19 protein-coding genes are annotated in these 21,808 nt (G+C 62.4%); all 19 read left to right on the plus strand.

What is annotated here, in order from left to right:
- Nucleotides 1-101 precede the first annotated feature (101 nt).
- Complete coding sequence (locus EDD78_RS02420; protein WP_132083814.1) at nt 102-1,511, plus strand: Sapep family Mn(2+)-dependent dipeptidase; 1,410 nt, start codon at nt 102-104, stop codon at nt 1,509-1,511.
- A gap of 213 nt (nt 1,512-1,724) precedes the next feature.
- Nucleotides 1,725-2,687, plus strand: a complete 963-nt coding sequence (locus tag EDD78_RS02425; protein WP_079698076.1) for a uroporphyrinogen decarboxylase family protein — start codon at nt 1,725-1,727, stop codon at nt 2,685-2,687.
- A 67-nt stretch (nt 2,688-2,754) separates the two neighbouring features.
- Nucleotides 2,755-4,194: an ABC transporter substrate-binding protein gene (locus EDD78_RS02430; protein WP_132083816.1), complete on the plus strand. Its 1,440-nt coding sequence runs from the start codon at nt 2,755-2,757 to the stop codon at nt 4,192-4,194.
- A 147-nt stretch (nt 4,195-4,341) separates the two neighbouring features.
- The gene (locus EDD78_RS02435) at nt 4,342-5,220 is read left to right on the plus strand and encodes a carbohydrate ABC transporter permease (RefSeq protein WP_079698074.1); all 879 of its coding nucleotides are present in this window, start codon (nt 4,342-4,344) and stop codon (nt 5,218-5,220) included.
- 18 nt (nt 5,221-5,238) lie between these two features.
- Complete coding sequence (locus tag EDD78_RS02440) at nt 5,239-6,078, plus strand: carbohydrate ABC transporter permease (RefSeq protein ID WP_132083818.1); 840 nt, start codon at nt 5,239-5,241, stop codon at nt 6,076-6,078.
- 119 nt (nt 6,079-6,197) lie between these two features.
- On the plus strand, nt 6,198-7,529 hold the full coding sequence (locus EDD78_RS02445) for an L-cysteine desulfidase family protein (RefSeq protein WP_165873076.1): 1,332 nt from the start codon (nt 6,198-6,200) through the stop codon (nt 7,527-7,529).
- A complete protein-coding gene (locus tag EDD78_RS02450) occupies nt 7,519-8,172 on the plus strand; it encodes a GntR family transcriptional regulator (protein WP_079698072.1) in 654 nt (217 codons plus the stop codon). Before EDD78_RS02445 ends, EDD78_RS02450 begins: the two co-directional genes overlap by 11 nt.
- 23 nt (nt 8,173-8,195) lie before the next feature.
- Entirely contained in the window at nt 8,196-9,260 is a 1,065-nt protein-coding gene (locus EDD78_RS02455; RefSeq protein ID WP_286170668.1) for a M24 family metallopeptidase, read from the plus strand.
- A gap of 314 nt (nt 9,261-9,574) precedes the next feature.
- The gene (miaB, locus tag EDD78_RS02460) at nt 9,575-10,981 is read left to right on the plus strand and encodes a tRNA (N6-isopentenyl adenosine(37)-C2)-methylthiotransferase MiaB (RefSeq protein WP_286170669.1); all 1,407 of its coding nucleotides are present in this window, start codon (nt 9,575-9,577) and stop codon (nt 10,979-10,981) included.
- A gap of 22 nt (nt 10,982-11,003) precedes the next feature.
- A complete protein-coding gene (locus EDD78_RS02465) occupies nt 11,004-11,408 on the plus strand; it encodes a YlbF/YmcA family competence regulator (RefSeq protein WP_132083822.1) in 405 nt (134 codons plus the stop codon).
- Between the two features lie 85 nt (nt 11,409-11,493).
- A complete protein-coding gene (gene mutS, locus EDD78_RS02470) occupies nt 11,494-14,109 on the plus strand; it encodes a DNA mismatch repair protein MutS (protein ID WP_132083824.1) in 2,616 nt (871 codons plus the stop codon).
- A 127-nt stretch (nt 14,110-14,236) separates the two neighbouring features.
- Complete coding sequence (gene mutL / locus EDD78_RS02475) at nt 14,237-16,348, plus strand: DNA mismatch repair endonuclease MutL (protein WP_132083826.1); 2,112 nt, start codon at nt 14,237-14,239, stop codon at nt 16,346-16,348.
- Nucleotides 16,349-16,382: 34 nt separating this feature from the next.
- Entirely contained in the window at nt 16,383-17,333 is a 951-nt protein-coding gene (gene miaA, locus EDD78_RS02480) for a tRNA (adenosine(37)-N6)-dimethylallyltransferase MiaA (protein ID WP_132083828.1), read from the plus strand.
- A gap of 105 nt (nt 17,334-17,438) precedes the next feature.
- Entirely contained in the window at nt 17,439-17,690 is a 252-nt protein-coding gene (gene hfq / locus EDD78_RS02485) for an RNA chaperone Hfq (RefSeq protein ID WP_181966685.1), read from the plus strand.
- On the plus strand, nt 17,687-18,910 hold the full coding sequence (locus EDD78_RS02490; protein ID WP_117507638.1) for a biotin/lipoyl attachment domain-containing protein: 1,224 nt from the start codon (nt 17,687-17,689) through the stop codon (nt 18,908-18,910). The genes hfq and EDD78_RS02490 overlap by 4 nt, the downstream gene beginning before the upstream one ends.
- A complete protein-coding gene (locus tag EDD78_RS02495) occupies nt 18,888-19,607 on the plus strand; it encodes a YggS family pyridoxal phosphate-dependent enzyme (protein WP_132083830.1) in 720 nt (239 codons plus the stop codon). The genes EDD78_RS02490 and EDD78_RS02495 overlap by 23 nt, the downstream gene beginning before the upstream one ends.
- Nucleotides 19,608-19,688: 81 nt before the next feature.
- A complete protein-coding gene (locus EDD78_RS02500; protein ID WP_079698063.1) occupies nt 19,689-20,156 on the plus strand; it encodes a cell division protein SepF in 468 nt (155 codons plus the stop codon).
- Between the two features lie 36 nt (nt 20,157-20,192).
- Nucleotides 20,193-20,912 carry a YlmH family RNA-binding protein gene (locus EDD78_RS02505; protein WP_132083832.1) on the plus strand — a complete coding sequence of 240 codons (720 nt, stop codon included), beginning with the start codon at nt 20,193-20,195 and terminating at the stop codon, nt 20,910-20,912.
- A 16-nt stretch (nt 20,913-20,928) separates the two neighbouring features.
- Nucleotides 20,929-21,627 (plus strand): DivIVA domain-containing protein, encoded by a 699-nt coding sequence (locus EDD78_RS02510; RefSeq protein ID WP_159448892.1) that lies wholly within the window; start codon nt 20,929-20,931, stop codon nt 21,625-21,627.
- The last annotated feature ends 181 nt before the right edge of the window (nt 21,628-21,808 follow it).

The following is a 21,808-nucleotide window of genomic DNA, read 5'->3' on the forward strand; positions in this document are numbered from 1 at the left end:
AGCCGGTAGACGGCCGGGGCAATACCAACATCCCGCCTTCTTGGTTTGCGCGCAGGCCTATGAAACAACAGCCGCAGTAACATCGCTTGAGGAGGATCACCATGCTGGATCAGAAATTGCAAGAGCAGATCGACAGCTTTGTAGAAAAGAACCGGAATCAGATCGTGGAGACGGTGCGCGCATTGGTACAGATCGACAGCCTGCGCGGGGAACCGCTCCCCGGCGCGCCCTATGGGGCGGGCCCGAGACGGGCGCTGGACCGTGCGCTCGCCATCTGTAAGGAGCAGGGCCTCTCGGTCGCCGACCACGAGGGTTACTGCGGCAGCGCGGTGTTACCGGGGCAGGAGGGCGAGATCGCCCTGGCGGCCCATCTGGACATCGTGCCGGTGGGGGAGGGCTGGTCGGTGGATCCCTTCTCGGCCACCCTGCGCGACGGCTACATCGTCGGCCGGGGCGCGCGGGATAACAAGGGGGCCTTTGCCGCCGACCTGTACGCAATGCTCTGCCTGCGCGAGCTCGGCGTGCCGCTGCGCCACTCGCTGCGCCTCATCATGGGCTGCAACGAGGAAACCGGGATGAAGGATATGGAATATTACCTCTCCAAGAACAAGGCGCCCGACTTCACCCTGGTGACCGATTGCAGCTTCCCGGTCTGCCACGGGGAAAAGGGCGGCTTCTCGGGGGACATTATTTTCCCGAAGCCCGCGCGGGTGCGTCGGGCCGGCGGGGGCGTGGCGCGAAACATCGTGCCCGCGCAGGCCAGCGCCGAGGTGGATTGCCAAGGCCTTGACAAGGAAAGAATCCTGGCCCTGGCCGGGGAGGCCGAAGGGATTTGCGCGAAAATGGAAGGGGACACCCTGACGGTCAGCGCCGAGGGGATCTCCTTTCATGCGGCCTTCCCCGAGGGATCCAAGAACGCCATCGGACACCTGCTTCGCTTTCTGTGCGGCGCCGGGCTGCTCGAGGGGGAGGACTTTGAGCGCGGGCGTTTCCTGGCGGATACACTTGAGCACTATTACGGCGAGACGCTCGGGATCGCCTGCGCCGACGCCCAGACCGGTAAGCTGACCTGTGTGGGCGGCCTGCTCTTCGAGGAGAACGACGGGCTGCATTTGAACCTCGACATCCGCTACCCCGTCACCGCCTCGGGCGGCGAGATCGGCAAAAAGATCGCCGCCGCCTGCAAGGAGCACGGCTGCTCCTTTGTGGTCACCAAGGACGACGCGGGCACCTATGTCCCCGCCGAACACCCTGCGGTACAAACGCTCTGCCGGGTCTACCGGGAGCTCACCGGCAGCGAGCGCGCCCCCTATACCATGGGCGGCGGGACCTACGCGCGCAAGTTCCCGAACGCCGTGGCCTTCGGGCCGGGCGACCCCGAGGAGAAGCTCCCCTACGAGCCGGGACGCGGGGATGCGCATCAGCCGGATGAGAGCCAGAATATCGGGATCCTGCTGCGCTCGATTAAAATTTATGTGGCGGCAATCCTCGAGCTCGACAAAATTTTATGACGCCGGGTGTTATCGTTTGGGACGGAAGAAGCGCACAGCCTCTCTCGTCCCAATCTCTTTCTTACACAAATCCGACATGGGATTTTCATCAAGAATTCACAAAATAGGGGATTTTCACTAAAATACCCTTTACAAATTTCAGATTTATGATATGATCTAGCTACGTGATAATATTAGAAGTATTATTAGAAACCTTATCAGAGGAGTGATCATATGAACGCAAGGGAACGCGTTCTGGCGGCGGTTGCCGGAAAACCGGTTGACCGGACGCCGGCAGGCTTCTGGCTGCACTTCACCGAGGACAAGCAGAACGGCGAGGCGGCGGTACAGGCGCACCTGGACTATTTTGAGAAGACCGGCACGGACATCATGAAAATCATGACCGAAAACCTGGTCCCGCACGACGTGCCGATCAAGACTGCCTCCGACTGGAAGAGCATAAAGCCTTTCACCAGAAACTCGAAGTTCATCACCGACCAGGTGGAGATCATCAAGCGGATTCTGGATAAGGTCCACGATCAGGGGATCGTGCTGGCCACCATCCATGGAATTGTGGCCTCGGCCTGGCACGCGAGGGGCGGCCCGGCGGGCTATGAGACGGGAAGCAGCTTTCTGGCCGAGCATCTGCGCGAGAATCCCGAGGCGGTGTCCTACGGCTACCAGGTGATCGCCGAGGCGGTGGCCCTGCTGACCGAGGAGAGCTTAAAGGCCGGGGTGGACGGGATCTATTACGCCGCGCTGGGCGGCGAGAGCTACCTCTTTAACGACGAGGAGTTCGAGCGGTACATAAAACCCTGCGATCTGCGCATCCTCGAAGCGGCGAAGAAGGTGCCCGCCTTCAATATCCTGCACGTCTGCAAGGACCGTCTCAACCTGGGCCGTTATACCGACTATCCCTGCGAGGTGGTCAACTGGGGCGTCTACGAGCAGAACCCCTCGCTGGAGGAGGGCAAGAAGCTCTTCCCGGGCAAGGTGCTCCTGGGCGGGCTGGACGATCGGGCCGGCGTGCTGGTCGACGGGCCGAAGGAGGCCATCGAGCAGGAGGTCTACTCGGTTCTCGACCGGATGGGGACCACCGGATTTTTGCTGGGCGCCGACTGCACCCTGCCCACCGAGATCCCCTACGCGCACATCCGCACCGCCGTCGAGGCGACCGGGAAGTACGCTTCCCGCTAGAAAGGTGAATAACGGCCGAGGGCCGTTCATTAGGAATAGACGTATAAGCATTTAGGAGGATTACCACATGAAAACAAGGTTGATTGCAACTCTGCTTGCCGCCTGCACACTGGCCTCCATCGCCGCCGGCTGCGGCGGCAGCGAGGCCCCGGCCGAGTCTTCCTCGGCCGCTCCCGAAAGCAGCGAGGCCGAAGCCCCCGCTTCCAGCGAGGCCGGGACCCCTGCCGCGGGCGGCACCTACTCCGGTACCACCAAGTATCCGGAAGGCAAGTTCGTCTTCTACGGCTACGGCCAGCCGCAGTTCATGCTCGAGCAGTACCAGCTCTGGTTCGACATGCACAAGGAGGCCACCGAGGGCGTTGAGATCGAGATGATCCAGTGCGAGGGTGGCGAGGATGCCCGTAAGAAGGTCACCCTCACCTACCAGTCCGGCGCGATGGACGAGATGCCCGACGTGGTGCAGACCGCGACCGCGCAGATGATGGACATGGCGAAAAACGGCATCCTGATGGATGTGACCGATTTCCTGCAGCCGCTGGAGCCCGAGATGCTCGACGGCGTGACCGGGGACGTGCAGTACGACGGCAAGATGTACGCGCTGCCCGATTCCTTCCGCCCGCAGCTGCTCTTCTACAACCAGGAAATCTTCGACCAGTATGAGATCGACCCCGCCCAGATGGACACCATGGAGGGCTACATCGAGGTCGGCCGCCAGCTCAAGGAGAAGAGCGGCGGGAAGGTTTACCTCTCCTTCGCTTCCCCGAGCCAGAAGACCTGGGCCTACTGGGGACGGCGCGGCCTCTGGCCGCAGGCCAAGGCGAGAATCTGGGACGATGAGGGCAATGTCGTCTTCGGTTCGGACGAGGGCACCAAGCTGGCCGCCTCGACGCTGGACACCCTCTTCAAGGAGGACCTGCTGCTGCGCTCCCAGGTCATGCAGCCCCCGCTCTATGACTCGATCCGCAATGGCGAGGTCGCGACCTTCTACATCGGCGCCTTCTGGGATGAGTTCATCCGCAAGAACACCCCCGAGATCGCCGGCAAGTGGAGAATGATGACCGCGCCCAAGTACGAGGACATCGGCCTGCGCGGCGCGCCGGTCACGGGCATGATGGCGATCGTCAACAAGCCCGACGCCAAGTACGCCGACCTCTTCAAGGACATCTGGTATGACTATATGTTCACCGCCGAGTACCGCAACCAGCATGCGCAGAACATGGCCGACGAGGACGGTCCGTGCTGGAACCCGATCTCCAAGGCGCTCTCCGAGGACCCGTTCTGGAAGTCTCCGGACCCGTTCTACGGCGACCAGTCCTTCAAGGAGATGGAGACCGTGGGGCTCAAGGACGCGGCTCCCAACATGGTCGTGACCTCTTCGGACGCCGAGGCGGACACCATCATTTCCGACGAGCTCGACCGGTATATTGCGGGCGACCAGGATATGGATACGACCATCAAGAATATCGACGAGCAGCTCAAAGCCAAGATCGGCACCGCGAAAAACTAAGCCTGCCCGCCGTAGCATGCGCGCCGCTGGGAAGCGGCCGCAGAAAAAGACAACGAACTGTCGGGGGAGGCTTGCATGCAAGCCTCCCTCTTTTATAAGGCACAAGTTTGGTTTCGCGGGTCTAAGACAGAAAGGCACGGTAACGTTATGAAAAACTTTCAAAAGGGCTTTAAAAAGCATTTTAACGCCTACCTGTTCATCTCCCCGTTTTTCATCCTCTTTTTGGTGTTCCAGCTCTTCCCGATGATCTGGTCCCTGGTTTTAAGCTTTACCGAGTGGAACGGGCTGGGCCCCAAGGAGTTTGTGGGGGTGCAAAACTACGTCATGCTCGCCAAGGACCCCACCTTCTGGACCACGGTGCAGAACACCTTCCTTTACTGGCTGGTGGCGATCGTCTTTGTGCTCTTCTTCGCCATGATGGTGGCGCTGCTGCTCAGCTATAAGCCGCTGCGCGCCAGGGGCTTCTTCAAGAGCATGACCTTCTTCCCCTATGTCTGCGCCACCGTGGCGGTGGGCCTCATCTTCAACATGCTCTTCGACTTCAACGCCGGGCTGATCAACGAGATTTTACGGATGATGGGCCTCGAGGGGGTCGCCTGGCTGACGAGCACCTCGCTGTCCAAGATCCCGCCGATGATCCTCTACGTCTGGCGCAACACCCCGTGGTACACCATCATCATCATGTCGGGAATCCTCAACATCCCGGCGGACTACTATGAGGCGGCCACGGTGGACGGGGCGAACGTCTTCCAGAAATTTTTCAAGATCACCCTGCCGTGTCTTGGCGACATCCTCTTCTTCTGCTTCTTGACGCTGACGGTGGAGAGCTGGAAAATCTTCGCCGAGCCGTACGTCATGGTGGGCCCCGGCTCGTCGAACATGTCGATGTTCCAGTACATGTACCAGAACTCCTTTGTGATCTTCAAGATGGGCTACGCCTCGGCGATCGGCTACATCCTGACCATGATCCTGCTGGTGTTCTCGCTCATCCAGTTCTTCATCATGCGCCGCAACGGCGAAGCCTAAGGAAAGGGGGAAGAGAAAATGGATTATACTTCTAAAAAGAAGCTGACGACCTTCTTCGTTTATTTCTGCCTGATCTTTATCGTAATCATCTCGATCTTTCCTGTTTTCTGGATGATCCTCACCTCGATCAAGCCGACCAGCGAGACCCTTTCGGGGCTGGAATCCTTGGTGGTACATAACCCGACGCTCGGCAACTACAGCGCGGTCAACAAGATCGCCCCCATGCTTTACCCGACCATGAACAGCATCTTCGTCACCTTCTTCGGCACGGTGAGCACCCTCTTTTTCTGCTCGCTGGCGGGCTTTGCCTTTGCGAAGTTCCGTTTCCCCGGGAGGGACGCCCTGTTTTTGATGGTGCTCGTCACCCTGCTCATCCCGCAGGAGGTCGGCATTGTGCCGCTGTTCACCATCATGCGCTCGCTGCACCTGACCAACTCCCTCTGGTCGCTGATCATCCCCCGCGCGGCGACGGCGCTGGGCATCTTCTACATGCGCCAATACTGCATGTCGGTGCCGGACGAGATCGTCGAGGCCGCCAGGATCGACGGCTGCCGCGACTTCACCATCTACACGCGGGTCATCCTGCCGATCATCAAGCCGGCGCTGGCCTCCTGGGCGTCGCTGACCATGATCTCGCGCTGGAACGATTTCTTCTGGCCGCTGATCTTCATGCGCACCCCCAAGAAGTACACCCTGATGGTCACCATCTCCCTGCTGCCGGTGAGCGACGGCCTCTCGACCCCCTGGCCGGTCATCATGGCGGGCACCTCGATCGCGGTGCTGCCGATCATCATCCTTTACTTCCTGTTCCAGAAGTTCCAAAAGGCGGATTTGATGGCCGGCGCGGTCAAAGGTTAAAGAGAAGGGAAAGTTTGAAAGATGAATCTTTCAAACTTATGGGTTTGCTCCTTGGCGGTCCTGCAACCGCCATTTCGGCAGAAGCCAATGCAGCCCCCGGGAAAGGAATGGTCATAAAAATGGAAAAAAACGAAATGCCGTCGAGCTGGACGGATTATATCAAGCTGATGAACCAGGAGATCATCCCGGCGCTCGGGTGCACCGAGCCGGTGGCGGTCGCCCTGGCCGCGGCCAAGGCGGCCGAGGCGCTGGGCTGCGCGCGGGAGGAGATCGCCGAAATGGAGATCCTCGTCAGCCGCAACATTTTAAAGAACGCCATGAGCGTCATCATCCCCGGCACCACCCTCTACGGGCTGGAGTACGCCGCGGCCTTGGGCTTCGCCGCGGGGGACCCGGGGAAGGACCTCGAGGTGCTCACCGGGCTCTGCGATAAGGACATCGCCCTGGCGCAGCGCTGGGTAAACGGGCACAAGGTCAAGGTCTCGCTGGCCGAAAACGACGAGACCATCTACATCGACGCGCTGGCCAAAAAGGACGGCGCGTGCGGGAGGGCCGTCATCCAGGGCAAGCACAACCATTTCCTGTTGGTGGAGCGGGACGGCGAGACGCTGCTGCAAAACCGGAAGCTGGACGAGGAGAAGGGCGAGGAGATCGATTTTTCCGCCATGTCGCTGCGGGACATCTTCGATTTCGCCTCCGGCGCGGATATCAAAACCCTGGAATTCATCGAGAAGACCAACCTCTTAAACTACGCCATCTCCCAGGAGGGGCTCAAGAACGACTACGGCCTGATGATCGGCAAGGGCATGCAGGCGCGCCAGAAAAAGGGCCTGGTCGGGAAGGACCTTCAGAACCTCGCGATCATGCAGACCACCGCCGCCATCGACGCGCGCATGGCCGGGTGCAGCATGCCGGTGATGAGCAACTCGGGCAGCGGCAACCAGGGGATCACCGCGACCGTGCCGGTCTGCGTGGTGGCGGCCGAGACGGGGGCGAGCGAGGAGCAGAAGATCCGCGCGCTCACCTTAAGCCACATGACCGCCATCTACATCAAGCACCACCTCGACCGCCTGAGCGCCCTGTGCGGGGCGATGGTCGCCGCCTCGGGGGTCAGCTGCGCGGTGGTCTACCTGCTCGGCGGCGGGTACGGCGCCGTCGAGAAGGCGATCACCAACATGATCGCCAACATCACCGGGATCATCTGCGACGGGGCCAAGGCGGATTGTGCGCTCAAGGTCTACGCCTCTTTGCAGGCGGCCTTCGAGGCGGCCTATCTCGCGCTCGACGGGGTCTGCGCCGCCGGGATCGAGGGGATCGTCACCGGGGATGTGGAGCAGACCATCGACAACCTCGGCACGCTCACCATGGAGGGGATGAAGATCACCGACAAGGTGATTCTGGACATCATGCTCTCCAAGACCAGCGGGGACGGCGTCGGCGATGGCAGATAAGAAATCCTTAAAGGAGCAAGTTTACGCCGCGGTGATCCGGGACGTGATCAGCGGCGAATACCCGCCCAACGCCATCCTCAGCGAAAAGCAGCTCATCGAGCGCTTCTCGGTGAGCAAGTCCCCGGTGCGCGACGCGCTCATCGAGCTGTGCAACGAGGGGGTGCTGCGCAGCATCCCCCGCTTCGGCTACGAGGTGGTCGCCTACACGGAGAAGGACGTGCGGGAGATTATCGAGTTTCGGGGCGTGCTCGAGTCCCACTGCCTGCGCCAGTGCGCCGGCTCCCTGACCGCCGCCGACTTTGAACGGCTCGACCAGTTCCTGGTCCAATCCGAGCAGCTGGCCCACAGCGAGCAGGAGATCGTCGCGCATTGGGAGAACAACGTGAGTTTCCATCTGCTGCTTTGTTCCCTGGCGCAGAACGAATATATCTATAAGGAGCTGGAGCGCAGCATGAACGTCCAGCTGCGCGCCTATGCGCAGTTTCACTGGGACCGCTGGCACAAGACCGCGATCATCCTGGACGTGGACACCCACAAGATGATTGTGCGGGCGCTGGCCCGCCGGGACCTCGAAGAGGCGCTGCGCGTGCTGCGACAGGACCTGGGGCTCTGGAACGAAAGCGGCTCCCCGGCCCGGTTTTAAACGACAAGAAAGGACGATGGACAATGGATCCGATCAAACGCCTGTGCGCGGCGATGGATGAGGGGATCGATGCGGCGCTGATCACGAGCGGCCCCAACCGCTTCTACTTCACCGGCATGACCTCCTCGGCGGGGACGCTCTTCATCACCCGTGAGAAGGCCTACTTCCTCATTGATTTCCGCTATATTGAGAAGGCGAGGGACACCGTCAAAAACTGCGAGGTGGTGCTGCAGGACGACCTGATGGGGCAGCTCGGCGAGCTGATCCTGCACCACCAGGTCAAAACCGTGGGGATCGAGAACCGGTATATGACCATCTCGGCCTTCGAGGGGTTCTCCGGGGGGCTCCCGGCCGAGGTGCTGCGCGACGGGCGGCTGCAAAGCGCCATCGACGCGCTGCGCGAAGTAAAAACCCCCGAGGAGATCGCCCATCTGCAAAGGGCGCAGGACCTGACCGACGAGGCCTTCCGGTTTATCCTGCCTTATATCAAGCCCGGCGTCAGCGAGCAGGACCTGATTTTGGAGCTGGGCGTTTATATGGAGCGCCACGGCAGCGAAAACCGCGACATCAACATGATCGCCATCTCGGGGAAGAAGACCTCGCTCCCCCACGGCCGCGCGGACACCAAGAAGATCGAAAGCGGGGATTTCGTGATGTTCGACATGGGCTTCGTCATCGGCGGCTACCATGCCGATATGACCCGCACCGTGGCGGTGGGCAAGGTCAGCGACGAGCAGCGCAAGGTCTATGCGACGGTGCTCGAGGCGCAGCGCCGCGCCCTCGAAGCGGTGCGCGCGGGGGTGCCCTGCGCCGAGGTGGACCGCGTGGCGCGCGACTATATCGACGGCGCCGGCTACCGCGGGTGCTTCGGCCATAACCTCGGGCACAGCGTGGGGATCGAGGTGCACGAGGACCCGCGCCTCGGGCCCGCGAGCAAGGCCGTCCTCAAGGCGGGCGGCTGCGTGACGATCGAGCCGGGGATCTACCTGGCCGGACGCTTCGGGGTGCGGATCGAGGACATGGTCATCGTCACCGAGGACGGGTGCGACGACCTGACCCACTCGGACAAGAGCTTAATCATCCTGTAGTCTCCTGGGGGAGCAAACCGCATGGTTTGCTCCCTTTGTATTACAAAAAATTAAAATTAGTCCCGCAGACGGGCTTTGCCCGCCGAAGGGACACAGCCAGAGCAAATTTGGCGGGGAGCAGGCCCGGTGGGCCTGCGGAGCCAATTTGCGAATGGAAGGGGTTCCATGGGGGAACTGGCGGAACAAGGCCTCAGCCGCTGTGATTGCCAGTTGCCCCATGCGGTTTTGTACGAAAGCGTCGAATCCTGCGTATTGAAAAAAGGAGAGGAAAGTGGTATGATATAACCTGACTTTAACGAAGGAGTACACCGGTTTTGAGCTATCTTCCCGATTATATCGACGGCGCCCTGGCGCAGACTAGAACCGAGCGGATCAAGGAGCTGCTCTCTTTGCGGTACGACCATCCGCCGCTGGCCTATGTACACTCCTTCGGCTGTCAGCAGAATGTGAGCGACGGCGAGCATCTTTGCGGGCTGCTTGCGTCCCTCGGCTTCGGCTTCTGCCCCGACAGCGCGGGGGCCGATCTGGTGCTCTTCAACACCTGCGCGGTGCGCGAGAACGCCGAGGAGCGGGTCTTCGGCAACATCGGGGCGCTCTCCCACCTCAAGAGGGCAAGGCCGGATATGATCATCGCCGTCTGCGGGTGCATGACCCAGCAGGAGGCGGTGCGCGAGCGGCTGCGAAAAAGCTACCCCTATGTCGACCTCGCCTTCGGCGCCAACGCCGCCCACCGGCTGCCTGAGCTGCTGCTGCGGCTTTTGGAGGAGCGCCGCCGGGTGATCGACGGGCGGGAGCCGGGGGAGAAGATCGTCGAGAACCTGCCGGTGCGCCGGGAGGGGAAGGTGCGCGCCTGGCTGCCGATCATGCAGGGGTGCGACAACTTCTGCACCTACTGTATCGTGCCCTACGTGCGCGGGCGGGAGCACTCGCGCGCGATGCCGGACGTGCTGCGCGAGGCGAAGGAGCTGATCGCCGAGGGCTATAAGGAGATCACCCTGCTGGGCCAAAACGTCAATTCCTACGGCAAGGGGCTCGAGGGGGAGGTTACTTTCCCGCGGCTGCTGCGGGAGCTTAACGTCCTTCCGGGGGACTTCTGGATCCGGTTCATGACCTCCCACCCCAAGGACTGCACCAAAGAGCTGATCGACGCCATCGCCGAATGCGGGAAGGTCTGCAATTACATCCACCTGCCGGTGCAGTGCGGCAGCGACGAAATCCTTCGCCGGATGAACCGCCGCTACACCGCCGCGCAGTACAAGGAGCTGGTCGAATATGCGCGGGAACGCATCCCGGGCGTGAGCTTTAGCAGCGACATCATGGTCGGCTTCCCCGGGGAGCGGTACGAGGACTTTTTGCAGACGCTGGAGCTGGTGAAGGAAGTGCGCTTCCACGCGCTCTACACCTTCCTTTATTCAAAGCGCGGCGGGACCGCTGCGGCACAGCTTCCCGACCCGGTGCCGGCACAGGAGAAGTCCCGCTGGTTTCGGCAGCTTTTGGCGGCGCAGGAGCAGGTCACCCGCAGCTTTCACGAGCAGATGGTGGGCAGGACCTTGCGCGTCCTCTGCGAGGGGCCGGGCAAGGAGCAGGGAATGATGAGCGGCAGGACCGAATCCGGCGTGATCGCGCAGTTTGCGGGGGATGAGGCCCTGGCAGGACAATTTTTACAGGTAAAAATTACCCGGGCGCTTAACTGGGCGGTCTGCGGGGAAATGATAGAGTAATCAGGAAAAAGGAGAAGGAAACATGGATATTATCAAAATGACCCGAGAGCTCGGCAAGGCGATTCAGCAGGACGACAAGGTGATCGCCTACAACCTGGCGCGCCAGCACAACGACAGCGACGAAAAACTGCAGGAGCTGATCGGAAAATTCAATCTCAAGCGCCTCGAGCTCAACAACGTTCTCGGCAAGGCCGACCGCGACACCGACCGGATCGCGCAGCTCGACAAAGAAATTAAGGAGATCTACGCCGAGGTCATGAACAACCCGAACATGATCGCCTACAACACGACCAAGCAGGAGGTCGACCGGATGATGAACTTCGTCACCCAGATCCTGACCGGGAGCGTCAACGGCGAGGACCCCGATTCGATCGAGGAGCAGACCGGCTGCTCCGGCAGCTGCGAAGGGTGCTCGGGCTGTCACTGAACAAAGTCTAACGAGGGGGCGGATTGAGAGCGGTCCGCCCCCGTTTTCCAATTTCCCCAAAGCTTAGAGCAAAGGAGCAGACTTCATGCAGACGCAGAATCTTTCCCCGATGATGCAGCAGTACATGGCCATCAAGGAGAAGTGCAAGGACAAGATCCTCTTCTACCGCCTGGGCGACTTTTATGAGATGTTCTTCGACGACGCGCTGACCGCCTCGCGGGAGCTGGAGCTCACCCTCACCGGGCGGGACTGCGGGCTCGAGGAACGTGCGCCGATGTGCGGGGTGCCCTACCACAGCTGCGAGGCCTACATCGCCCGGCTGATCGAGAAGGGCTACAACGTCGCCATCTGCGAGCAGATGGAGGACCCCAAGGCCGCAAAGGGGCTGGTGAAGCGGGACGTCATCCGGGTGGTCACCCCCGGCACCATCCTCGAGACCAACATGCTCGAGGAGGGGAAGAACAATTTCATCGCCTCGCTGTATGCGGGCAAAGGCGGCTACGGCTGCGCCTTTGCGGACATCTCGACCGGCGAGGTGCGCGCCTGCCAGGTCGAGGGGGATGTGCAGTGCCTCAAAAGCGAGCTCGGCCGCTTTTCCCCCAGCGAGGTGCTCCTCGGCGGGGAGCTGGCGGGCGGGGGATCCCTGGAAGACGGGCTGCGTGCCTTTTTAAAGGAGCGCCTGGGCTGCGTGGTGAGCGGCTTCGACTTTTCGTCCGTCTCGAAGCAGGAGTGCGCCGAGGTCCTGCCCGCGCAGTTCGGCGCGCAGAACCTCGAGCTGCTTTCCCTCGCGGACAAGCCCCAGCTGCAAATTGCGCTCTGCGCCCTGCTGCGCTATCTCGGCGAAACCCAGCAGAGGGGGCTGGAGTGCCTGAACACGCTGGACCTCTACAGCGGCGAGGACTACATGAACCTTGACCTGACCGCCTGCCGCAACCTCGAATTGATCCGCACCCTTCGCGCGGGGGAAAAGCGGGGGAGCCTGCTCTGGGTGCTCGACCATACCCACACCGCGATGGGCAAGCGGCTGCTGCGCCAGTGGGTGGAAAAGCCTCTGCTCTCCCCCACTAGGATTTCCAAACGACTCAATGCGGTGGGGGAGCTTTATGATAACACCATGCTCCTCGGGGAGTGCGAGGAGGCGCTGTCCGACGTCTTCGACCTCGAGCGGCTGATGTCCCGGATCGTCTATGGCAACGCCAGCCCGCGCGAGCTCAAGAGCCTGGAGTACACCGCCCGGCGGCTGCCCCAGCTGCGCGGGCTGCTGGGGGAGTGCCGCGCGCAGTACCTGCGGGACATCTACCGGGACCTCGACACCCTCGACGACGTGGCCGACCTGGTCGGCCGGGCGGTCTCGGATGAGCCGCCCATCGCGCTCAAGGACGGCGGGGTGATCAAGGCGGGGTTCGATCAGAACCTCGACGAGCTGCGCTCGCTCGTCAGCGGGGCCAAGGGCTTCATCGCCGGGATCGAGTCGGGCGAGCGGGAGCGCACCGGGATCAAGAACCTCAAGATCGGCTACAACCGGGTGTTCGGCTATTACATCGAGGTGACCAAGAGCTACCTCGAACTGGTGCCCGAGACCTATATCCGCAAGCAGACGCTCGCCAACTGCGAGCGGTACATAACCGACGAGCTCAAGGAACTGGAGAATAAAATTTTCACCGCCACCGAGCAGATCGAGCGCGTGGAGCAGGAGCTCTATCAGCGTGTGCGCGGGGAGGTCTGCAAAAACCTTTCCCGGATCCAGCGCAGCGCGGGGCTGGTGGCGCGCCTCGACGTGTTCTGCTCCTTCGCGCGGGTGAGCCTCTCGGGCGGCTACTGCCGCCCGCAGGTGGATCTGAGCGGTACCATCGAGATCAAGGAGGGCCGCCACCCGGTGGTGGAGCTGATGGTCAAGAGCACCCCCTTCGTCTCGAACGACGTGTATCTCGACATGAACCAAAACCGGATCGCCATCATCACCGGGCCCAACATGGCGGGGAAGTCGACCTATATGCGTATGACCGCCCTGATCGTGCTGATGGCCCAGATCGGCTGCTTCGTGCCGGCCAGGAGCGCCAACCTCTCGATCGTGGACGGGATCTACACCCGGGTGGGCGCGTCGGACGACCTGACCACCGGGCAGTCCACCTTCATGGTGGAGATGAGCGAGGTGGCGGAGATTTTAAAAAGCGCCACCAAGAACAGCCTGATCATCCTCGACGAGATCGGGCGGGGGACCTCGACCTTCGACGGGATGAGCATCGCCCGCGCGGTGGTCGAGTACATCGCGGACAAGCGCCGCCTGGGCGCAAAGACGATGTTCGCCACCCACTACCACGAGCTGACCGCCCTCGAGGAGGACCTCGAGGGGGTGAAAAACTACAACATCGCGGTCAAGCGGCAGGGGGAGAATGTGATCTTCCTGCGCCGGATCGTGCCCGGCGGGGCGGACGACAGCTACGGCATTTACGTCTCCAAGCTCGCCGGCATCCCCGACCCGGTCATCCAGCGCGCGGGGGTGATCCTGCGCTCGCTCGAGGCGGGTGACGCCCCCTCGAGCCACAAAAGGAAGCGGCCCGCCGAGCCCGAGGCGGATCAGATCGTGATCCGCCAGTCGGATGACAGCGAGATCGTGCGCCGGCTGCGGGAGATTGATCTCAACAACCTGACTCCCCTGGCGGCCATGAACGTGCTCGGGGAGCTCAAGAACCTGATATAACAACGGAAGGAGGCGGTCAGTTTGAAAGTGAACTTTCAAACAAGGAGTTTTGCGCCTTTGCCGCCAAAGGCGGCAATTTCGCGCAGCGAAACCGGCACCAAACTTTTAGAGAGGAATGGTTATTCCTATGGGTAAAATCAACGTGCTCAGCCGGGAAATGGCCGAGCTGATCGCGGCGGGCGAGGTGATCGATAGGCCGGCCTCGGTGATCAAGGAGCTGGTCGAGAACGCCATCGACGCGCATTCCACCCAGATCACGGTGGAGATCCAGCGCGGCGGGATCACCTATATGCGGGTGAGCGACAACGGCGGCGGGATCGGCGCGGACGAGATCGACAAGGCGTTTTTGCGCCACGCGACCAGCAAGCTGCGCGAGCCGGACGACCTTCAGAACATCCTGACCATGGGCTTTCGCGGCGAGGCGCTGGCCTCCATCGCGGCGATGTGCCGCGTGGAGGTGCTCTCCCGCACGCCAGAGTCGGACACCGGGGTGCGCTACTGTATAGAGGGCGGGCAGGAGACCGAGAAGAAGGAGGCCGGCTGCCCGGTGGGAACCACCATCGTGGTGCGGGACATCTTCTATAACACCCCCGCGCGCATGAAGTTCCTCAAAAAGGACGTGACCGAATCAAACGCGGTGGCCTCGGTGATCGACAAGCTGGCGGTGGTCCATCCGGGGGTTTCCTGGAAGCTGATCCGGGATGGGAAGATCACCCTGCACACCCCCGGCAACGGAAAGCTCGCCGACGCGCTCTACGCCGTCTATGGGCGGCAGTTTTTCGCCACTTTGGTCCCGGTGGACAGTGAAAGCCGCGGGGTCCGGGTCTCGGGCTTCGTCAGCCGCCCGAGCGAGGGGCGGGGCAACCGCACCATGCAGAGCTTTTACATCAACGGGCGGTATGTGCGCTCCAAGACCTGCATGGCGGCGCTCGAGGAGGCCTACCGCCACTCGATCATGAAGGGGAAGTTCCCGGCCTGCGTGCTGGATGTTTCGCTGCCGCCGAGCACCTTTGACATCAACGTGCACCCCGCCAAGCTCGAGGTGCGCTTTGAAAACGAAAAGCTGATCTTCGACGCGGTCTATTACGCGGTGCGCGCGGCATTGCAGAGGCTGGATTTACAGGGCGTCGCCGCGCCCGAATCCCTCACCGGCAAGCGGGAGGAGCCGCAGATAACTCCCACCCCGGCTCCCGGGGAGGCGCAAAGCGCACCCGCCCGCTCTGTGCCCGCCCCCGGGCGGGCGCGGAAGGAGCCGGTTCTGGTTGGCGCGGACCCGCTTGTATCCCCAAAGAAGGCTTCCGCCACCCCGGGGCGGGAGGCTTTGCCCGTGCGGGACGAAGCGCCCCGGGAGGCTGAAATCTATGTGCCGCGCCTGCGCCCCTTCGGCAGCAAGGCGCAGTCTATGGCCCAAAGTGGGCCTACTCAAGTTGTGCCTGCGCAAAGTGCGCATGCGCAGAGCGCGCCCGCAAAGATGGCAGAGCTGTTTTCGTCCGGGACCGAGGCGGACGATGCGGCGCTCGAGCTGCACGCCCCCACCCAGGAGGAGACGGCGCAGCTATTCAGCCATTACGCCTCGAAGCAGGCCCAGAGGGAGGAGCCGGCCCCAAAGAAGGAGAAAGAGCGGGAAACCGTGCAGTCCACCCTGCCGGGCGAAGAGGCGGGGCGGGGCCGCTACAGCGGCGCGCGGCTGATCGGGGAGCTGCTGCGCACCTATATCCTGCTCGAGTGCGACGAGCAGCTGATCCTGATCGACAAGCACGCCGCCCACGAGCGGCTCAACTACGAGCGGCTGCGCGCCGCCGGCGGCAAGGAGCGGCAGCTGCTGCTCACCCCCGTGCCGGTCACCCTCCCGAAGGAGGAATACGCCCTGATCCTGCAAAGCCTCCCCCTGCTCGAGGAGCTCGGGTTCGGGGTGGAGGACTTCGGGGAAGGGAGCGTGCTGGTGCGCGAGGTGCCGCTGCTGCTCGACGCGTCGCGCGCCGGGGAGAGCGTGGAGCAGATCGCCTCCCAGCTCTCGGCCGGATCGGGCCGCCTCAGCGTGCAGGCGGTGGAGGACATCTATCACTCCATCGCCTGCAAGGCGTCGATCCGGGCCAACGACGTGAGCGACCCGCGGGAGCTCGAGGCGCTGGTGAGGCTCCTCGACGAGCACGAGGAGGTGCGCTTCTGCCCGCATGGACGGCCGATCGCCGCCGTGCTCACCCGCGCGCAGATCGAGCGGATGTTCGGCAGGGCCTGAGGATGATACCGGGAAGTTGGGAGGGGGACGCGCGATGAAGCAGCCGCTGTTGGTGGTGGCGGGGGTGACCGCCTCGGGCAAAACGGGGCTGGCTATCGAGCTGTGCCGCCGCTTTGGGGGCGAGGTAGTCTGCGCCGACTCGATGCAGATTTACCGCGGGATGGAGATTGCCACTGCCGCCCCGACACGTGAGGAGCGCGCGCAGGCGGTGCATCACCTCTGTTCCTTCCTGCCCATCGGGGAGAGCTTTTCGGTCGCCGATTACGCCGCCCTCGCCCGCGAAACCATCGCGGAAATCCATGCGCGTGGGAAGCTGCCGGTGCTCTGCGGGGGCACCGGGCTTTACATCAGCGCAATTTTGGACCATCTGGATTTTAGCGGCTTTTCGGGGGACCCGGCGCTGCGCGCCGACCTGAAGGAGCGCGCCGAGCGCGAGGGGATCGAACCGCTGTACCGGCAGCTTTGCGCGCTCGACCCCGGCGCGGCCGCCAAAATCCACCCGAACAACCGGGGGAGGGTGCTGCGGGCGCTGGAGGTGACCCTTTCCACCGGCGTACCGATGAGCGAGCACCAGCGCCGCGCGAAGGGGCGCGAATGCCCCTACCGGGCCTTCGCGCTGGCGCTCGGCTACCGCGAGCGGGCCGGGATGTGGGGGCGGATCGACCGGCGGGTGGACCGTATGATGGAAAGCGGGCTGCTCGAGGAGGCGCGCCGCTTTTATGAGCGGGACCCCGGGCCCACCGCCTGCGCCGCCATCGGCTATAAGGAGCTGCACCCCTACCTGCTGGGCGAGTGCACGCGCGAAGAGGCCGTGGAGCGGCTCAAGCTGCGCACCCGCCAGTACGCTAAGCGGCAGCTGACCTGGTTTAAACGGGATGAGCGGTACGCCTGGCTCTATGTGGACGAATACGATTCCCCCGCGCAGCTTTCCGACAGGGCGGCGCAGCTGACCGGGGAGGCCCTCGGCCTGGCGCCGCGCGGGTAAAGGTTTCGGCAAAATTTTTACGCGCCCTGGGACAAACTGTGCTATAATAAAGTTTAAGATACAACCATTCAGAAAAGCGGTCGGTAAACCTGATTCGGAGGAAAAATCATGAACAAAGCGATGAATTTACAGGACCTGTTTTTAAATCAGGCGCGCAAGGAAAAAATCATGGTCACCATCTATCTGACCAACGGCTTCCAGTTCAAGGGCAAGGTGCGGGGGTTCGACAACTTCACCGTTATCCTGGACTGCGACGGGAAACAGAACCTGGTCTATAAGCATGCCATCTCCACCATCATCCCGGCGCGTCCGATCGCCATGATGGAGGAAGAGGGCAAGGAGACCCCGGCCGAATGAGCAAGGTACTCTCCAGAATCATGCTGGCGCTGTGCGCCGTCTGCGCACTGGGGTATGCGGGCTTCCAGCTCTGGCGGTACCTCTATGTGGACTATGAGACGGTGGCCGCGCGCGAGGCGGTGGTCGAGGACAAGCTCACCGCCCAGGCGATCGCCATCCGGGACGAGGAGGTTCTCCCCGGCGCGGCAAAGGAAAACCTCGTCTATCTCTACACCGACGGGGCCCATGTCGCCAAGGAGGCGCCGGTGGCGCGCTACGTCACCGACCGCAGCCAGATCACCGACCAGATGCGCCGAGACGAGCTGCAAAAGGAGCTGCAAAACCTGCAATCCCTCTCGGGCACGGGCGACGCGCTGATCCTGCAGACCGATACGGTGGCGCAGCGGGTCTATGCGGACATCGACACCATCGCCGGGAACGCCGCGCGCGGGACTTTAAGCGAGACGCAGGAGCTGCGCCTCGAGATCCTCAACCAACTTAACCGGCGCAATCTCGCCACCGCCAAGGAGGACGGGTACGACGGCCGGATCGCGCAGCTCGAGGAGGAGATCCTCACCCTGGGCGCCAGCTTCGCGGACGAGGAGGCGGTGATCACGCCCGAGGCGGGCTACTTCACCAAGACGGTGGACGGGTTCGAGGAACTGCTCAGCCCCGAAAATATGGAGGACATCCCGGTGGATGAATACGCCTCCTACATCAGCGCCTCGCCCGAGGACACCGGCGCCCAGGTGGGAAAGATGATCCGCTCCCACATCTGGTACTGCGCGGTGATGGTCAACGCCGCCGACCTCAGCCGCTTCCAGGAGGGGGCGACGGTGGAGCTGGATTTCGGCCTTTCGGGCACCAAGCCCTTCGACGGGGAGGTACATAAGATTTTGGAGGACAGCGCCGGGGCGCGGGGCGTGGTGCTGCTGCGGTGCGACGAGATGAGCGAGGAGCTCTCAAACCTGCGCACCCACAAGGTGGACATCAGCTTCCAGCGGATCACCGGTTACAAGCTGCCCAGCGGCTGCATCCGCTATAACAAGGGCGAGCGGGGGGTCTATGTGCTGGAGACCACCGTCATCCGCTTCAAGCCCGTGGAAATTCTGTATGAAAACGAGCAGGAGGGGTACGTCATCCTCAGCGAGAGCTACGGTGAGAGGGCGGGGCTGCAGCGCTTCGACGAAGTGATCATAGGAGGGAACGGTCTGGAAGATGGAAAAATTATCAAGCTCTAACCCGGTGCCGGGCGTCTGCGAGCTGCGCCAGCGGATCGGGATCATTAAAGAGAACATCCACACCGCGGCGCTCGCCGGCGGCTTCGACCCGGCGGCAGTGCGGCTGATGGCGGTGACCAAGACGGTTCCCGCCGGGACGATCAATGCCGCCATCGAGGCCGGGATCGACCTGATCGGCGAGAACCGCGAGCAGTCGCTGAGCGGCAAGTATGACGAAATCCGCCGCGACGGGGTGGAGATCCATTTCATCGGCCACCTGCAGCGCAACAAGGCGGCCAGGGTGGTAAAGATGGTGGACTGCGTGCAGTCGCTCGACTCGATCGCGCTGGCGAAGGAGCTCGATAAGCAGGCGGCGGCGATTGGCAAGCAGCTGCAGGTGCTGGTGGAGGTCAACATCGGGCAGGACCCCAACAAGAGCGGCGTCCATCCGGATGCGGCCAGGGAATTCGTGGATGCGCTGCGCGAGCTGCCAAGTCTCTCGGTGCGCGGGCTGATGACCATTCTGCCTCTGGAGTGCACCACCCTGCAGATGGAAAAGTATTTTTCACAAATCCACGCGCTATATGTTGACATTCGCGCCCAAAATAGAGATAATGTTTGTATGGACTGTTTATCCATGGGCATGTCGGGCGATTACAAGCTTGCCGTCAAGCATGGCGCGACAATGGTCCGGCTGGGAACGGTTTTGTTTCGCTGACAGGCGCGCGGGTTTGGTTTGGGCCGCGCGCCGCGTGTGCCGCACCGTCGCGGGCACAGTTTCTAAAGGGAGAATAGGTTTATGAGTATCATGGACAAGCTCAGAGGCTTCATCGGGGTGGAAGAGGACGACTACTACGATGAGGAGGGGCTGGACGTTCCGAACGCGACCGGCAGCGAAGCGCCGGCGGCAGCACCCACCATCGACGCGACCCAGCTTCCCATCGAGGGGAGCACCCGGCGCTCGAACAAGGTGGTCAATATCCACGCGACCACCCAACTTAAGGTGGTGCTGGTCAAGCCCGAGCGCTTTGACGATGCGAGCTCGATCGCCGACCATCTCAATCAAAAGCGCACGGTGGTCCTCAATCTCGAGAGCGCCAACCGCGAGGTTTCCCGCCGGCTGATCGACTTCCTCTCCGGGGTGGCCTACGCCAACAACGGGCAGATCAAGCGGGTTGCAAACAGCACCTATATCATCACGCCGTACAACGTCGACATCATGGGCGATCTGCTCGACGAGCTCGAGAGCAGCGGCGTGGTCTTTTAAGCGTTGTCCGCCTCCATGAGCGCGGACAGCGCGCTTTTGGCACATATAGGGGATTTGATCGAAGGGGTGCGAAGCAAGGGGGCGCCCCGGTTTTCCGAGTTTTTGGACGAGCGCCAGCAGGCGCTCTGCCTCCCGCTTGCGCAAAGGAGCGGCCTGCCCTTCCTGTTTTTCGGTGGGTGGCAGGACGCCTCGCGCCGCATGCTCGGCGTGTTCCCCGAGTATTGGGAGGCGCAGGGGGAGGATTTCCCGCTCGCCGTGCTGACGGCGCGGATTCCGAAGGGTTTTTCTCTTTGCCACCGCGATTTTTTGGGCGCGCTGATGAATCTGGGCATAAAGCGCGAGATGGTGGGCGATATTCTGGTTGATGGACAGGGAGCCTGGGTATTCCTGCAAAAACGCCTCGCGCCGCTGGTGCTGCAGATGGACCGAGTCGGGAAGGTCGGGCTCGCCTTCCAGGAGAGCGAAAGCGAAGCGGTGGACTTTGAGCAACGCTTTCAGGAGCAGCGCGTCAGCCTCGCCTCGCTGCGGCTGGACTGCGTGGTTGCCGCCGTCTGCTCGCTTTCGCGCGAGCGCGCGCAGGAGAAGATTGCGGCGGGGCTTGTGAGCGTCGACTCGCTGCCCTGTCAGCGGGTGGAACGACAGCTGAACAGCGGATGTAAGATTTCAGTGCGCGGCGAGGGCAAATTTATTTTGGAGCATAACGGGGAGACCACCCGCAAGGGTCGGCTTTGCGTCAACATAAAACGATACTGTTAGCTTGGAGGGCATGTCAATGTTGTCTTATAACGATATCATCAGCTACAAATTCGAGAAAGCCGGCTTCGGTGGCGGCTACAAGCCGGAGGATGTGGACAAGTTCACCATGCGCCTGGCCACCGACTTCCAGAAGCTGGAGGCGGAGAAGGCCGAGCTCGAGCAGAAGCTGATGGCGCTCGCCCAGAAGGTGGAGGAGTACCGCGAGGACGAGGAGAGCCTGCGCGCGGCCTTGCTCGGCGCGCAGAAGCTCGGCGACAGCATCATCCGCGAATCCAAGCAGAAGGCCGAGCAGACCCTCGGTGCCGCGCGCCAGGAGGCGGACCGCCTCGTCGGCGCCGCCCGCGCGCAGATCGAGCGCGAGCAGTTCACCCTCACCAAGATCCAGAAGGAGGTCTCCAACTTCAAGAGCCGCCTGCTGGTGCTTTATAAGCAGCATCTCGAGCTGATCAGCTCGATGCCGGGCCAGGACGTCACGGTGGATGCGCAGGAGATCATAAACGGCTCGCAGAACCCGCAGCCCCGCCAGGAAGCGCCGGTCCCGCCCGAGGCGGCCGAGCCCGAGCGCCCGCTCGAGGAGCCTCTGCCCGAGCCCGCGGTGGAGGAGGAGCGCCCCGAGGAATCGGCGGCGCCCGAGGCTTCGGCGCATGAGATGCCGCGGGAGAGCCGTTTCGGGGAGCTCAAGTTCGGCGAAGGGTACGATCTGACCCGCAAATAAAATATGCGATTTACCCGCAGGAGGGCGGCGCCGGCCGCGCCCCTGCGGGATGATTTATTCCCCGCCCCGTGTGGGGAGAGCCCCCGGGACAGGAGGGCGTCCCGCTTCTGGGACAAACAAGAAAAAGCTAAGGGAGAGAAACGAACGGTGGATTACAACAAAACGCTGAACCTGCCCAAGA

Origin of the sequence: Harryflintia acetispora, assembly GCA_004340125.1 — a bacterium.
GTDB lineage: Bacteria > Bacillota > Clostridia > Oscillospirales > Ruminococcaceae > Harryflintia > Harryflintia acetispora.

Excerpts from the sequence above, each read along its gene's own strand:
- EDD78_RS02420 (WP_132083814.1), top strand. The coding sequence starts at position 102 with ATGCTGGATCAGAAATTGCAAGAGCAGATCGACAGCTTTGTAGAAAAG.
- EDD78_RS02425 (WP_079698076.1), top strand. The coding sequence starts at position 1,725 with ATGAACGCAAGGGAACGCGTTCTGGCGGCGGTTGCCGGAAAACCGGTT.
- EDD78_RS02430 (WP_132083816.1), top strand. The coding sequence starts at position 2,755 with ATGAAAACAAGGTTGATTGCAACTCTGCTTGCCGCCTGCACACTGGCC.
- EDD78_RS02435 (WP_079698074.1), top strand. The coding sequence starts at position 4,342 with ATGAAAAACTTTCAAAAGGGCTTTAAAAAGCATTTTAACGCCTACCTG.
- EDD78_RS02440 (WP_132083818.1), top strand. The coding sequence starts at position 5,239 with ATGGATTATACTTCTAAAAAGAAGCTGACGACCTTCTTCGTTTATTTC.
- EDD78_RS02445 (WP_165873076.1), top strand. The coding sequence starts at position 6,198 with ATGGAAAAAAACGAAATGCCGTCGAGCTGGACGGATTATATCAAGCTG.
- EDD78_RS02450 (WP_079698072.1), top strand. The coding sequence starts at position 7,519 with ATGGCAGATAAGAAATCCTTAAAGGAGCAAGTTTACGCCGCGGTGATC.
- EDD78_RS02455 (WP_286170668.1), top strand. The coding sequence starts at position 8,196 with ATGGATCCGATCAAACGCCTGTGCGCGGCGATGGATGAGGGGATCGAT.
- EDD78_RS02465 (WP_132083822.1), top strand. The coding sequence starts at position 11,004 with ATGGATATTATCAAAATGACCCGAGAGCTCGGCAAGGCGATTCAGCAG.
- mutS (WP_132083824.1), top strand. The coding sequence starts at position 11,494 with ATGCAGACGCAGAATCTTTCCCCGATGATGCAGCAGTACATGGCCATC.
- mutL (WP_132083826.1), top strand. The coding sequence starts at position 14,237 with ATGGGTAAAATCAACGTGCTCAGCCGGGAAATGGCCGAGCTGATCGCG.
- miaA (WP_132083828.1), top strand. The coding sequence starts at position 16,383 with ATGAAGCAGCCGCTGTTGGTGGTGGCGGGGGTGACCGCCTCGGGCAAA.
- EDD78_RS02490 (WP_117507638.1), top strand. The coding sequence starts at position 17,687 with ATGAGCAAGGTACTCTCCAGAATCATGCTGGCGCTGTGCGCCGTCTGC.
- EDD78_RS02495 (WP_132083830.1), top strand. The coding sequence starts at position 18,888 with ATGGAAAAATTATCAAGCTCTAACCCGGTGCCGGGCGTCTGCGAGCTG.
- EDD78_RS02500 (WP_079698063.1), top strand. The coding sequence starts at position 19,689 with ATGAGTATCATGGACAAGCTCAGAGGCTTCATCGGGGTGGAAGAGGAC.
- EDD78_RS02510 (WP_159448892.1), top strand. The coding sequence starts at position 20,929 with ATGTTGTCTTATAACGATATCATCAGCTACAAATTCGAGAAAGCCGGC.